The organism is Adhaeribacter radiodurans, from assembly GCF_014075995.1.
GTDB classification, from domain to species: domain Bacteria; phylum Bacteroidota; class Bacteroidia; order Cytophagales; family Hymenobacteraceae; genus Adhaeribacter; species Adhaeribacter radiodurans.
On record NZ_CP055153.1, the window covers coordinates 3,084,326 to 3,099,249 of the forward strand.

11 protein-coding genes and 1 tRNA gene are annotated in these 14,924 nt (G+C 42.8%); all 12 read right to left on the minus strand.

The features are described 5' to 3' along the window. Positions 1–50: 50 nt before the first annotated feature. The 12 genes from HUW48_RS12465 to HUW48_RS12520 all read right to left on the minus strand — a co-directional run bounded on the left by HUW48_RS12465 (position 51) and on the right by HUW48_RS12520 (position 14,798). On the minus strand, positions 51–2,726 hold the full coding sequence (locus HUW48_RS12465) for an ABC transporter permease (RefSeq protein WP_220464027.1): 2,676 nt from the start codon (positions 2,724–2,726) through the stop codon (positions 51–53). Continuing rightward, positions 2,723–3,058: a PadR family transcriptional regulator gene (locus HUW48_RS12470; protein ID WP_182415981.1), complete on the minus strand. Its 336-nt coding sequence runs from the start codon at positions 3,056–3,058 to the stop codon at positions 2,723–2,725. The genes HUW48_RS12465 and HUW48_RS12470 overlap by 4 nt, the downstream gene beginning before the upstream one ends. A gap of 333 nt (positions 3,059–3,391) precedes the next feature. Continuing rightward, positions 3,392–3,733, minus strand: coding sequence for a calponin homology domain-containing protein (locus HUW48_RS12475; RefSeq protein WP_182415982.1), 342 nt, complete (start codon positions 3,731–3,733; stop codon positions 3,392–3,394). Positions 3,734–3,833: 100 nt separating this feature from the next. Further along, positions 3,834–7,625 carry a hypothetical protein gene (locus HUW48_RS12480; protein WP_182415983.1) on the minus strand — a complete coding sequence of 1,264 codons (3,792 nt, stop codon included), beginning with the start codon at positions 7,623–7,625 and terminating at the stop codon, positions 3,834–3,836. A gap of 11 nt (positions 7,626–7,636) precedes the next feature. Next, positions 7,637–8,698: a PDDEXK nuclease domain-containing protein gene (locus tag HUW48_RS12485; RefSeq protein WP_182415984.1), complete on the minus strand. Its 1,062-nt coding sequence runs from the start codon at positions 8,696–8,698 to the stop codon at positions 7,637–7,639. Positions 8,699–9,109: 411 nt separating this feature from the next. Further along, positions 9,110–9,778, minus strand: coding sequence for a hypothetical protein (locus HUW48_RS12490; RefSeq protein WP_182415985.1), 669 nt, complete (start codon positions 9,776–9,778; stop codon positions 9,110–9,112). A 123-nt stretch (positions 9,779–9,901) separates the two neighbouring features. Then, the gene (locus tag HUW48_RS12495; protein ID WP_182415986.1) at positions 9,902–10,684 is read right to left on the minus strand and encodes a LytR/AlgR family response regulator transcription factor; all 783 of its coding nucleotides are present in this window, start codon (positions 10,682–10,684) and stop codon (positions 9,902–9,904) included. After that, positions 10,650–11,678, minus strand: coding sequence for a sensor histidine kinase (locus HUW48_RS12500; protein ID WP_182415987.1), 1,029 nt, complete (start codon positions 11,676–11,678; stop codon positions 10,650–10,652). The genes HUW48_RS12495 and HUW48_RS12500 overlap by 35 nt, the downstream gene beginning before the upstream one ends. A gap of 23 nt (positions 11,679–11,701) precedes the next feature. Beyond that, entirely contained in the window at positions 11,702–12,277 is a 576-nt protein-coding gene (locus HUW48_RS12505; protein WP_182415988.1) for a recombinase family protein, read from the minus strand. A 202-nt stretch (positions 12,278–12,479) separates the two neighbouring features. Beyond that, positions 12,480–14,000: an IS1182 family transposase gene (locus tag HUW48_RS12510; protein WP_182411627.1), complete on the minus strand. Its 1,521-nt coding sequence runs from the start codon at positions 13,998–14,000 to the stop codon at positions 12,480–12,482. A 27-nt stretch (positions 14,001–14,027) separates the two neighbouring features. Further along, positions 14,028–14,456: a YrrC family ATP-dependent DNA helicase gene (locus HUW48_RS12515; protein WP_220464028.1), complete on the minus strand. Its 429-nt coding sequence runs from the start codon at positions 14,454–14,456 to the stop codon at positions 14,028–14,030. A 268-nt stretch (positions 14,457–14,724) separates the two neighbouring features. Then, a tRNA-Asp gene (locus tag HUW48_RS12520) sits at positions 14,725–14,798 on the minus strand. Positions 14,799–14,924 lie beyond the last annotated feature (126 nt).

Here is a 14,924-nt window from a genome sequence, read left to right on the forward strand (position 1 = left end):
GACAAATTTGATTTCTAAGATCAAAAGATGAGACCCATTTTTCTGCTTCTTCATTCGGAACGGAGCGATTGCACGGGGTTCGTTAAAGCGGCTTTTAGCGATTGGTAACCCACCGTTATTAGGGCTATTCCACCGGTTATGAGAATAGCTAAAACAAAAATTCTGCTGCCGAGCTCTACCCGGTAGACGAAGTTACTTAACCACTCATGCATGAGCCACCAGGCCAGGGGAGCCGCTACGACAAAAGCCAACAAGAGCAAGCGTAAAAATTCCCGGTAGAACAACCACAGGATGCTTCCCAAACTAGCTCCCAATACTTTCCGAACGCCAATTTCTTTGGTTTTCTGGGTAGCCATAAAGGCCACCAAGCCATACAAACCCAGACAACCAATAAAAATAGCAATACCCGCAAAAGCCTGAATGAGCCACTGGATCATGGTGTCCAGCTGGTAAGCGCGGGCAATGTCTTCGTCTAAGAAACGATAGGTAAAGATGGCCGTGGGATAAGTCGCATCCCACGCTTTTTGTAATTGCGGCAAGCTCGTGGCCAGACTCTTTAAGTTTACTTTTATCCCGTACGTGGCATAGTTTTCCGATAGGGTTGTAATACAAAGGGGGTCAATAGCGGCGTGAAAAGATTTATTATGAAAGTCTTTCACTACTCCCACCACGGTGCCCCGGTGACCATTGATAACGGCTTTCTTGCCCAATACTGATTGATTGACTGTAAATCCCAGGGCTCTAACGGCGGATTCGTTCAGCAGATACTCCCGGATGGTATCGGCTGGCAACAGATTACGACCCGCCACGATTTTCAGCCCGAAAGTCGGCACATACTCCTGATCGCCAAATTTTTGGACAATGGAAAATTTTTCGGCTTCGGGCCTAGAGTCGAAGAGAATGCCCGTCGTGGGAGAGTATTCGGAGGTGGGAGCCTCGTAACAAAAGGTTACTTTTTCCACGCCGGTAACCCGCGAGAACTGCGCGCCTAAAGCATGGCTTTTCGCTTTATGTACATCCGGTACCGGTAATAACACAATCGCTTCCTTATCAAACCCTAGATCTGCCTGGCGGGCATACCGCATCTGATGGGCAATGACCAAGGTGCCCATGATCAGCAGTTGGGAAATGGCGAATTGGGTAATTACCAAACCTTTTCTCAAGGAGAAACCGCCGATTTGCTTTTGGGAAAGTTTTCCTTTTAGCGCCACAATGGGCTGAAAGCGGGCCAGAATCAAACCCGGATAAGAACCCGCTAAAAAGATAACTACGAGCATTAATACCGCTAGAAAGAGGAGCAAGGAAATATCCTGCCCGGGGTTTAATTCTAGTTGCAGCTCAAAAAGCTGATTCACGAAGGGCAATATCAAGTAGGCCAACGTACTTGCCAAGAGCAAGGCAAACCCCGTCAGCAGCGTCGTTTCGGCAATAAACTGCCAGAATAAAGTGCGGGGTTGACTGCCCAGGATTTTGCGGATGCCAATCTCTTTGGCCCGGCCCAGCGCCTGCGCCGTCGCCAGATTAACGAAGTTGACGCAAGTAGTGATAATCAGAATAAAACCAATAAAAGCAAAGGCCCACAAATTCTTCTTTTCAGTATAACCCCCTAAGTCCGGGTTGAAGTGCAAATCGGCTAGGGGTTGCAGTTTAAACCGGAATAACTGGGCCATCTTTTCGTCATAATACGTCCGGGAAATGGCCGATAGCACCAGATCATTCACGGCAGCGGCCGATACGCCCGGTTTTAACCGGATAAAGCATTGCATTTGTTTATTGACGCTATACCACCAGTCTTTTTCTACTAACCCAGGGCTGTGTTCGTTTAAGTGCGAAAAAGGCACGTAGATTTCGCTGCGAAAATCGGTGTTGCGGGGTAGATCCTGCAGAACGCCCGCCACCGAAACCACCAGCGAATCATCGATCCGGATCGTTTGTCCCACGGCGGTCTGCTCGCCAAAATATTTTTTAGCCAGACGCTCGGTGATCAGGGCGGTCTGCCGTCCTTGGAACACGTTCGGCGCCGTTCCCGGCACCAGCGGCAAATGGATGATATCAAAAAAAGCTGGTTCCGCAAAAGCCACATCCTCTTCAAATTTCTTTTGCGGTGATACAGCCACAACCCGCTTGGTTAAAAAAGCCACCCGGGCTACTTTTTCAGCTACCGGATAATCCTGGCGAAAAGCTTCTCCCAAGGGGGAAGGTACGCCGGTATTAAAGCGAATTTTATCTTCGTGAAACTCGGTCGTAATCCGATAGATCCGGTCTTTGTGAACGTGGAAGGTATCAAAACTCAGGTGGTATTTAACGAGCGTGAAGATGAGGATCACACTGGCCATACCCAGACTCAGGCTTAAAACATTAATCAGGGTATAGGATTTATGCCGGCGGAGCTTTCGCCAGGCAACTAGAAAAGTGTTTTGGAACATGGTGGTAAAAGCAGGTTTAGGATAGTGGTTTAATTGAGAGAGATAAGAAGGAGAAGTCGTTGTAGCTTCCCGGCGCCAGAGTCGGGGATGCAACAGGAGCAGCATTTGCCACAGATAAAACAGGCGGGCTTTAAAAGAGCCGTGCTGTTGCCTTCGTTGAAGGAACATCTCCTGGAGATCACCGAGTAGCTCTTCTCGTAAATGCGGCGCCATGAGTAATTTTAACCAACGTTCGGCCCAGGAAGGGAAACCTCCCGGTTCGTCCTTAGGATCGGGAGGAGAAGGGTATTCCCGTTTCATAAACTTCCTCCCCAGGCGGCTTGTGGGATGCCGGTCCATAGCTCGTGGCGGATCCGCCGCAGGTCGTGCAAGGCTTGCTCGCCGGCGGCGGTGACGGTAAACAACCGTTTCCGCCGCCCGCCCCGTTCGGCGGTGGCTTCTCCTAAGTGCGATAAAACCATTCCTTTTTCTTCGAGCCGTTGCATGGTCCGATGTACGGCTCCTAAGCTGAGGGGCCGCTCCAAGCGTTGACTGAGTTCTTCCATCACAGCCACACTGTAAGCCCGCTCATAGAGGTAGGCAATGGTAAGCAGAACCAACTCTTCAAACTCACCTAATTGTTCTCCTTTCATGTTACTAGTGATGCGTTTTAGGGTAAAATATTTTATATCCTACTCATTTGCATACCAAATACTGAACCAAGAAGATAAAACAGCCATTGGGCGCTCGTAAGGCCAATTTAAATGGGTGAAGTACCAACCAGGTTGTTCCAAAAACGAACACTTAGTTGTTCGATACTGAGGCAACCAAAGTGGAAAAGAGGAAAGTTGAAAGGTTAAGTTGAAGGAAGGTAATAAATGTCCTAATAACTACTATTATGATAAATAGAAACTGGTTTCTAGATTTTATACACTAAACGGCAGCTTGGTACATCCCAGCTGCCGTTTAGAAGTTTTTACCTATTGTTACTCTACTTCTAATTTTCTATTTCCTAATCTTATAACTCCAATCTTACTGAACTCCATGATTTTACTAAAGTCCATATTGACAAGAGTAGGATTATGTTCTTTAATAAATTCTAGAACCTTTGTAATCGCCTCTTCTTTCTGGATTAGGAATGAGTTATGTCTATCTATAATAAGATATAATTCACTTTCTTCAAAGAAGGCATTTAAAATCTTAGTAGTTTCTGTCTTATTAAATTCTTCTTTTACCCCGACAAAAATCCATTCGCTTTCCTCGTGCATCTCCCAATTGATGTAATTTAAATAGCGACGAAAAGAAATATGAATGTTCTTAGAATCCATTTCCTAATTTAAATTGCTGTTTAAGTACTTGGCTAAATGGCAAGCGATGTTATCAGCCCCAGGATGACGTTTATGCCTTTGTAGTAAGCCATTTTATTTTTTAATAATCCAACTTACTCCTCTCTGCTTCTTCGTCCATTCTTTTGGCTTCACGTAAATATCCATCAACTAATCCATCAAAGATTCGGGCAATAATTGGGTGTTTTCTACGGTGTCCCTTAGCAAGCTTACTAAAATATTCTGCATGACCTCTTTCTATATTACCTCCATCAAACGGCCCTCTTGATGAGAAGCTCCTTTTATTATGTGTAGCTGACGAAAAATTTCTTTTAATACTATCTGTATTAACCATTTCAATCATTTGACATATTTCATCAGGCGGCCAATCTGATCCCTTTTCAGGGTATTGTGCCAGTAATTGACCAATCTGAGCATCAGCTACCTCAATACGATCAGCTTCTTGGGCTAATTTTCTAGCCTCTTTGACCCAATTTTCTAGATTATCTTTGTCAATTTCACCTAGTTCGTTTACTCCAGGAATTCTCTTCCAAGAGTCAAGCAGCTTATAGGCTTGCATAGCTCTATTCCCAATAATTTCTTCAGACAAGCCTTGGCGTTCTTCTTCTACTAATTCCTTGTCTTTGGGCATGTAAACCCATTTTAGTACTTCTAAGAAAAATTTTGGGTTATTTGCTAGCTCATCATGTAAGACCCGTGGATTCCTTCTATTACCATAGGACGCCAATATTGATAGATATAACCATTCGAGGTGAATCATTTTTCCTCGTTCCACATCTGAACGTTTATCAATCTCTTCAAAAAGTTGATCAACTTCATAACCATGAAGACGAGCTGTCTCTTTAGATTCAATTGTAGCTGCCTTTTCCAATATTTCCACAATTAAATCTGATGGAATTTCTTCCTTTGAATGGCTAGCAACATCAATTGCACTAATAAATCTAGAATGATTTAAAAGCTCTTTGAGTCCGTATATTATCTCATCCTGGTTTAAACGATAAAAGCGAGGGTTCATATGAAGCCAATATTCATTTTTGATTCCTTCAGAGAGTCCGTTGATAAAATCCCATAGTTTTTTTGATTGATTCAGAGGTATGAAAAACTTAGCAAGTGCTTTGTTCTTTATCTGCTTTTTATCAAACTGTTCGAAATAATGAATTATCCATTCTTCTCCGTTTAGAATTGACTTTCGGTAAATAAATGATTGAGCGAATCTCAGAACATTATCATCCGATGTACCTAACAGTTCAACAACTTCTGTTAATACCTCATCATTATTTGACACCTTGGCTAAGGTATCTCCTAAGAACCAAGGCTCCTTAATAGACTGACTCAAGGAAATAACTTTACTTAATCCATATTCCTCAAGTATTATTTTAAGTGCTTCGACTCTTCGATCATCTATCTTCTTTTGCATTTGATCGTGTCGGCTTTCACTTTGTCCTTCATCAAGTTCATTTCCTTCTGGAAATCTTGGCCACTGATCGTCAAAGAGCCATTTATATTTTAATATAGAATCTTTAGGTGTTAAACGTTCATAAACGACTTCCAATTTTTTTAATTCTTCTTCACTTAAAGCCCAATCAGTATCAGGGTATGATCTATGATGAGAAAGATTATTTCTCAAGGTGTGCCAAGCATTATATTCAACTTGCTGAATTTTATCTAACTCGGAATCCAAGAAGGACAGTAAAATTTCACGGTCTTGAATAGATAAATTAATAATACTCTCCAGAAGGTCAGATAATTGACCTTCTGAATAGTCAAAAACAGAAATTATTATGTCAACAACTTCGGAATGGGTATCCCAAATCTCTTTGTAGGTATAGCTTTTATCAAAACTATGATCAAGCATTCTCCAACGCATTTTTTGAGTCGGATGACCAACTCCGTGATTTTGAGGCAGCATTTGTAAAAGCAAAGTCCAGCCTATCTCTTTGGTGATAGTAGCAATTTGACGAACGGTTTTCATGCGTTCATCAAAACTCGCCAAAGTTTGATAATGCCAAGGTTTGAATATTTCAACGAGGCTGTTAATTGGCCTATTAGAAATAGTTCCACCTGGATCAATTTGAGCTAATTTACTTAGAGCTATAGCTGAATCATTCAAATACTCAGGATCCCAAGCCAACCCCTCTAAAGCCCAAAGCAAACCAGTATGATGACTAGTTGGAGTTATAAAGCCTTCAACCTCTCGAAAAACTTCCAACAATGGAGAAGGGGATTTTTCAAGCGAGTCAAAAATGGCGTTAAAGAAACTATTGGGAGAAGCTTCGGAGATAAGAGGCATTTCATGATTTAATGAAACCCACAATTGACCATCTGCATCATTCAGTAACTCATTTATAATGTCATCAACCCATAGTTGAGGTGATTCCAAATCTAGAATTTTTAACCCCTTGCCATATAACCCAATAAGAATTAAGGATTGAGCTAACCCTTCACGAGCCCATGATGAGAATTTTTTTTCTTTAGATAAGAATTGAGTAAAAGTGGCTTTATCTGAATCTGGTTCTAGTGTAGGGTTACCATATTTAAACCCCTCGAAAAAACATTCTTTAAGACTATTTAAGTTCTCTAACGAAAGATGTTCAGCCAAATGAGCCCAAGCATCAAGAGGTGAAGTCAATCGCCAAGTTTCACCTATTTTTATAAATGGTGGAGTTTCATGTTCATTCCATCTTGAGATCTTCTTGATAAAGTTCTTGTAGTCTTCTTGAGCCAGTTTTTCAATAAGCTCAATATCCCCTTTGTTTTTTTCATTCCATCTGCCAATCAACATTCCGGGAATAATCTCTTTGGCATTCTCAGGTTCAGCCCATTCTAGCCAATTCTGAGGAAATTTTAAAAGCCTTTTGAGAACGGTTATATTTCGAGCGCTCTCCTTTGAATAACTGGAAGCTATCGTTTCGGATATCCCCATCGATTTTAACGCTTCAACCAATCCATCTCTATCAATTAGTGGCAAAACCAACTTATCTTGATTAAAGGTGTCATCTGCTCCCAACGGGACTAAGACATGATGACCATCTGCAACACCTGCATACAAAATTTGTGGATGATCAAACTTTGCAATAAGATTGAGTCCAAACTGATTTATTCGAATACTTCTGAAGTTAGCAGACGTATCTACCACAAGTGCCTTTGCGGCAAATGCTTCTTGATGGGCTTTTTCGAACTGCATGGCTGTTGCGATAATAAAAGCAACAGCCTCATCCTTTGATGAAGCTTGTACGGGTAAAATTGCTGGAGCTCCTTGTAGAAATTTTAGGAGTTGATCAGATTCATATTCTCTTCCTGCTGTTACCGCTTTTGGTGGAAGTATGCCAATCGGTCCTGTAGACCACTCCTTCCAATACTCTTCAATAGTTATGATCCCGTCTGGGGGATATTTTTTGACATAACTTGAGAACCATCGTGAAGGCACGGGGGCTATTTCAAACCATTCTTCCAAATTCCGCGAATCATAAATAAGCACATCTTTCCAAATACCTAGTGCTATTTTCTCTTGTCTAAATTCATCTTTCTTTTTGAAAAATCTGGGAGTAACTACAACCAAGGTACAATCTGATGGCTCATATCCAAGCGTATCTGCTGTCCGTTTTGCCATGTCTCTGTTCGCTTTTCCTGCAGAACTTACTTCTGTACCGAACTCCCACAGTGACGTACCTGCAGGAACGTATGGGGTTGACTCATTACAAATCACCTTACCATCCCAACCCCCAATAAATGTACTGCTACCGTCAGGAAACTCTACGAATGTACCTAAAGGAGTAGTAGATCGCACAAGTCTTGAAATTAAGTTTGGCAAGTAACCCTTTGAGTCATATCGCTCTGCCCATCTTTCAATATCATGTCGATCTATAAATTTCATAAAGCTTAATTTTATTTATTGTGAGTTAATTCATTTTCAATATCCTCAATCGTAGGCAGACTTGACTTGAGGTTTTCAGGAAGAGCACGAGTTAATTCAAATTCAGAAATTCCAATTGGCTTTTTTACATCCCGGAGGGCATACTCAGCCATTACTTTATCCTTGGTCTGGCAAAGAATTAATCCGATGGTGGGACCATCAGTTGCATGTCTTAACAAGTCATCCACTGCTGAACAGTAAAAATTCATTTTCCCAGCATATTCAGGTTTGAACTCTCCTTTTTTTAAATCAATTACTACAAAGCATCGCATATGTAGATGATAAAACAATAAGTCCAAGTAATAATCGTGATTGCTTACTGTTAGATGGTACTGTCTGCCTACAAAAGCGAAACCAGTACCTAACTCCAATAAGAATTTTTCGATATGCCGAGTAAGTTCTACCTCTAGTTCTCTTTCTGTAAAAGGTTGAGTTAGAGTCAAGAAATCAAAAATATACGGATCTTTAAGGCTTTGTCTAGCTAGGTCTGATTGCGGATTAGGTAGTTGTTCAGCAAAGTTATTAGTTGTGTCGCCTTGTCTTAAGTGCAGATTACTTTTAATCATTAGGCTTAATACATCCCGGCTCCAACCATTTTGGATAGTTTGTTGGGCATACCACATCCGGGAAGGCATATCTTTGATTTTTTCAATTAACAATAAATTATGCCCCCATGGAAGCTGAGCAACAACTTTCAGTTGCATCTTATCAGTCTGTAAATTTGCCACGGACTGTGGCAAATTTACAGACTGATCTTTTTCAGGTGGATATTCCCGATAAAAAGCCAGCATTCTCCCTAAATTGCGTTCGGAGAACCCTTTGAGTTCTGGTAATTCATTTTTCAAGTCTTTACTCAGTCTAGGAATTACTGCAGCTGACCAGCCTTGTTCTTGTTGGCGCTGAAAAATCAATTGGCCAATATCCCAGTACAAGAAAATCATTTCTGCATTAGCAGCCAAAGTTGCTTTCGTCTGGGCTATTCGGATACGAGATTTAACATCCTCTAGTAAAGATGTATAAAAAGTTAGGTCCATCTTGTTTAAATTCTATCAGATAGTTTAATAGGTATTTTGAAACTTGCTGCTTTCAATTCCCGAATTAATTTTACTTTCCATTTGCCAGCCTTATCATATGATTGAAAAAGCTAGTGCCGGCAGGAATAGTCTGTCCATTTGAAGAAACAAAAAATCTAACAAAACCACCAAATTCAGTTTTAACGGCTTGCTGTATTGATTGAGCTAGATTAGTTTCTTCGTGTATATAGGAATTTAGTCATAAAGAAATAGAATAAAGAAGGGCTTAACTCAATAACAAAGTTATAAATATATACTTAAAACATAGCCTTTACATTCTCAGGAATCAGGAAGGGACGTACCTTATGTTTTAATGCCTTAGCGTTTTACATTAGTTAAAGGGACATTTAATTATAGTAAATGTACTTACACTTACTGATCGGCAGTAATGGGAAGGCGAATAGACCGATTCACAGGTTTTTTAAAGAAATAAACTGCTGCTACTACGATATAAGTAAGGCCAAAAACCGTGGGTAAGATCTGGCTGTACGGTTGATATTGGGGTAAAACTGTTCCCGTAAAAGCGGAAGTAATGGCAATCAAGGAGCTCACTAGCTTATAGATATGCTCCGTTATATAAAGCCTTTGTCGCCTTGTTTGGGAAAGGAAAAATCGGCTTAAGTCATAGAGGGTTACCCAAAAAAGCGCTCCTAAAGTCGAATAAATAACAACCGGTGCCCAAAACATGCCAATGGATTGTATGTAATACAGGTAATACCCGGCCGCACTCATCACTCCTACCGGCACTAATGCATCTAATAGTTGAGGTCTCTGGCCTTTTAGCCGCAGCGTTCTAATGCCACTAAAAGCGGTATAGCCACTCAAGAGCGTAATTACCAGCAGAAAAGTATTCCTTTTAAATACAATAACACCTAGCAGTCCCGTCAGGATAACCACACTTAAAGCCCAAAGAAAATAACGCCCAAAGCGAACGTGCTTTTGGTTTCCCTTAGCCAAGAAGAGAACCACAAATCCGGCGATTAAGGCCAAGGTTCCCGCTAGCACGTGCAAGCTAATGTTGAGGCGGTGCAAAGTTTCCATCTTTTACTTTTTCCCCGTAAGAAAAGCGAAAAGAGGCCCCTTCAGCCAGATTAATCTGATGAGCTCCCGATTTAGGAGGATGAACTACTAAGTAATAGGGACGGACTTAGGGGATCCAACTCCTTATATCTCGAACCGGCGCTTCAATTCTTCCTGGTACGTACTACCACTTTTGATGCTAGTGGTTGTCGCAGTAGCCATAGTAAAAACGAAGCCGCCGTTAAAGTACTTGCGTATCTCTTGAATATGATTTTGATTGATAATGTAAGCTCGTTGTACCCGGATAAAATCTGCGGGGAGGCGTTCTTCTAAATAAGCAAGCGACTGGTCCAACAGATACTTTTTCTTAACTAAGTGGAGGGTTACGTATTTATCCTTCGCTTCTAAAAACACGATTTCTTTCACCGGTACTAACACAATTTGATCCCCCGTCTTCACCGGAATCACTTTTAACTCTTTGACCGGTTGTAGTTGCTCCAGGAGCGCTTGTAGCTGAGCCGGCAAGACAGGACTTGGTTGCTGCCGCTCTAATAACCGTTGAACGGTCCGAGCCAGGCGTATCGGCTCCACGGGTTTGAGCAAGTAGTCCAGCGAATTTTCTTCGAAAGCTTTAACCGCGTATTGCTCATAGGCCGTTACGAAGACGATCAAAGGTTGGTATTGTAATTCTTTTACTACCTGTAGGCCGTTTTTACCCGGCATTTCAATATCCAAAAACACGACATCCGGGCGCAACTGTTCTATCTGTTGCTGCGCCTGCTGGCCATCACTGGCTTCGCCAATTACTTCTAATTGGGTTTGGTACGGTTGGAGAAGTTGTCGTAACCGTTGGCGGGCAATTACCTCATCATCGACCACCAGAACGCTCTTTTTAATTGGCTGGGGAGTAAAGTCGAATTTGGACATATTTATGGGGATGATGGTGCAGGGTAAAAGTGTACTGATCCGGGTAAAGCAGGTTAAGCTTATCCAAAATACTTTGTAAACCAAACCCATACGGCAGCGGTTCTTTAAAGTCTGGACCCTCATCGGCCACCTGCAGGACTAACCAATCATGATCCTTATAAATGCATACGGCAATCTTACCGGGACCCGGTACTTGTTCAACGCTATACTTAACGGCATTCTCTACCAGTGGCTGTAGGATAAAGGAAGGCAGCTGTTCGTTCGGGCAGTCCGGAGCCATGGCCCAATGCGTTTGCAGCCGTTCCCCAAACCGGATTTGTTGTAGTTGCAAATAGGTTTGACTAATCTCTACTTCTTCCTGCACGGTATGAAAGGTGTTGCTGGTTTTGTTCAGCGTAAAGCGGAAGAACTTCGATAAAAGCAGCACCATTTGCTCGGCTTGCTCAGGAGCAGCATAGATGAGCCCGGCAATGGCATTGTGAACGTTATAGAGAAAATGGGGATTGATCTTCGCCCGCAGCATCTCTAGTTCGGTTTGCGTCTGGAGCTGCTTTAACTGCAGCAACTCAAATTGCTGTTTTTGGATTCTAACCTGAGTATGTTCTTTCCAAACTTCCTGCTGGTAGATGGGAATGCCGGTGACAAAGACAATAATGATGTTTAGAAAGTAAATATTCTGGTTATTCGTAAAGTGAAACTCCCGGTGAAATAGCACGACTTCCCGTAACCCGTGCGCTAGCTCCGTACCCAGAATAGCCGCGATTACTAATAACAGCATCATCACCAGGAGCCGGAGCGATTCTAATCGAATACCCCGCAGAACTACCTGTCTTTGGTAGATAAACAACATCATCAGGGAGCCAATAGAGACACTAGACAAGATGGAATTATATATAAGGATGACGTTCCGGTTGAGATTAGTGAAATAGAAATAGAAGCCGAAAGCGGTTCCGATGATCAAAGAAATGCCTACTACCTGGAGGATACGATTCATGTGCTATCGGCTAAATGGCTGAGTCAAGACTTTGATTCGGTAGCCGTATAATCCAGGTACCGGTAACAAGTAGCCCGGGAGATCCCCAGAATCTTGGCGATTTCCTCGGGTTTATTACCTGAGGCCAAAAGTACTTTGGCCGACTTGGCTTTTTCTTGGGCGGCCGGGGATAAACCAGCGGGCCTCCCTCCTGCTCTACCCCGAGATTTGGCCGCTACTAAGCCCGCTTTTGTGCGTTCCTTAATAATCTCTCGTTCGAACTCAGCCAGGGAAGCAAAGATGTTAAAGGTAAAGCGACCGGTGGAAGTAGCCGTGTTGATCCCATCCTGTAAACTCACAAAGTCTACTCCCCTTTTCTGAAACTCGGCTACCAGGTCAATCAAATCCCGCAAGGATCTACCCAACCGGTCCAGCTTCCAGACAACCACCGTATCACCAGACCGGAGTTGGCCCAGCAGCTTTGCCAGTTCGGGTCGTTCTTTGTTTTTCCCCGATTTCTTTTCTTGAAAGATGAGCTCACACCCTTGACCAGTCAAGGCATCTAATTGCAATTCTAATTTTTGATCCTGGGTACTCACCCGAGCGTAACCGATTTTCATAATTGTCTCACGAATGCCATCTCAAATATACAAAATTGTTTTTGATTGGTGAGATGGTCATTTGATACGGTTTTTAGCTGAAAAAAGCCTCTTTAGGGAGACTCTTATTTTGTCTCAAGAAACGGTCGTGGCTGTTGCACAACTACCTTTTCAGCTGTGCCGATTTCCTTGTTCGAACTTATTTTCGCCCTTATAGTGCTCTCTAAGTTGAAAACTGCTTAGTAAGAGCAAAAGAATAGCGGATAAAAGCAGATTCTTGCTCTTTTTGGAGCGCAATGGCTTGGCTTACCACTTTCACCGGCTTAAACTTCAGATATTTTTTTAAGTTAAAAGCACAAGCAGCCAGCAGCATCACTTTGTGAGCCCCAGCTTTCCCGCGCACCCCTATTTTCCGGAGCCCATAGTGCTGAATCAAACTGCCAAAAACCGGCTCTACCGTGCTGTGTCGGAGCCGCTTCATGCGTTTGCCTTTTCTACTTTGTTGCCTGGCCAGAGCCCGCCGATACTCCGGATCGTAAGCGGTTCGCGTGATTTGCCGACATTGGCTTTTGGGAACACACGTTGGTTTTAAAGAACACTGTTTACAGTCCTGGTAAGTAGCCCGGTAGATTTTTAGTAACCCTCCCTCCGCATTGGTGTCATAGGTCTTAAAGGCGAGTACCTTCCCGGCCAGACAGGTGAAATGGTCTGCTTGTTGGTCGTAGGGAAAACCTGCTATCTCCGGTTTGTACTGACCAAATACAGGTATCCAGCCCGTTATCTTTCTTTGCTCTAAGAAGGCATAGTTACTTCCGTTAGAATAACCACCATCGGCTAGTAGTTCTGCTAAATGCAGATCATTATCTAATAGCCGTCGTTGCAATCTACAGGTAATAGCGGGCAGATATTGGCTGTCCCGGCCATCCGCAAAGTCCGCTTGCACGTGACTGATGACGCCTGTGGCCGTATCCACCGCCAGACTACAATGATAATTGAGTTGTCGGGCTTTGCCTGGTTTGACCGATATACGGGCATCCGGATCCGCTGGGCTGTAGTGCGTCTTATTACTGACCAGGCGTGCTTTCTCGTGATGGCCCCCTAAGCCTTTAGGAGTTTCTCTTAGATGATCCTGGTGCTTTTCTAACTTTCTTAACTGATGCTCGGGTGCCGAAACAAATTGCTCGGGCTTCCTGGTGGTATTTTGGCTTGGTCCATTGGTAGTAGGGGCATTTACTACCAGGTGCATTTCTAACGTTTCAGTGGGTTGTTTTAAAAGCAAGCTGTCCATGGAAGCATTCGCCTTAATAGGTGCGGAATCGATAGCATGCTGATGACCAGCAACCATGCCTTTCTCGACACATAAACGGAAAACTTGATCAAACAACGATTCGAACAAGGCCTCGGGGTAAAGCTGGCGGGTACGACTCACCGTGGAATGCCAGGGTAAGGGCTCATCTAACTGGTAGTCTAAAAAGTAAAGCAGATCTAGTCTAAGGCTACAATGTTCTATAAGTTTCCTATCACTAGTGATGTTCTCCAAGTAGCCCACCAAGCAGAGTTTAAGGAAAACAACCGGATCAATTGACTGCTGACCACATCGTCCGTAGTAAGGTTGGGTAAGCTCGTAGAGAAAATCTAGATTAAGCTGCTGCTTCAACTGGCGATAAAAGTTGTGTTCCGGTACGTGTGCCGAGAGCGAGAAGAGCAGCACCTTCTCATCTTCCACGACCTTCTTGCCCTGCATAATTTTAAAAATTAGTCCTAATCTTTTTCAACGATTAAGCTCAAACAGTAGGTTGTGCAACAGCCACCGTCGTGGCTGATACAACATTGATTTCCGGAGAAGACCAAAATGCTTGACGATTCTTTTGGCGGTTACCGGCCCTACCCCTTTAATCAACCCGGAACCTAAGTATTTTTCCAGAGCATTAGCCGTTGCTTGTTTCCGCTCAATAATCTTGGTAGCTTTAAATAGCAGTCCATAACTCGGATGCGTGGTCCACTGACCATAAAAGTCCAGGGTAGCTCCGGCAAATACTTTGGATTGGTGCACCAGTACCGTGATTTCTTCCTGCGGCTTTTGAAAGCTGTTTACCTTTAGCACGGTATAGCCGGTCTCTACGCTGTGGAAAGTAATGCGTTTGACAATACCGGAGAGTTTTTCTAACTCCGCGGAAGGTTGCAAGTCAAGTGCCGGCATATAGATCGGATAGGTTACACTAAAGATAGAGTTCCTGCACCAGGGTGAAAATAAGTAAAGTTTAAAGGTAAGACTTCTTTTCTTACCTATTTTAAAGGAAGAGTATTATAATCCGTCTTTAAGTGGATAGTCTTTTAGGCAGTCCCGATTATATATTGTCCAAGCCCTAATATAAATTTATAAGAATTTACTTACTTGAAATTAGTGTCCGAAATATTTCCGAAGCAAATAAAAAAAGCCCTTAGGACTTAAGCTAAGGGCTTTTTTGCGGTCCGGACGGGACTCGAACCCGCGACCTCCGCCGTGACAGGGCGGCATTCTAACCAACTGAACTACCGGACCGTTTTCTTTAATCTGAAGGTTTGTTCTTCCGTTAAAGTGATGCAAATGTATAGGGTTAAATTTTATTCTGCAATACCTTCTCCTAAATATTTTTACTTTATTTTAAAGTTAATAGCTATCTGTTTC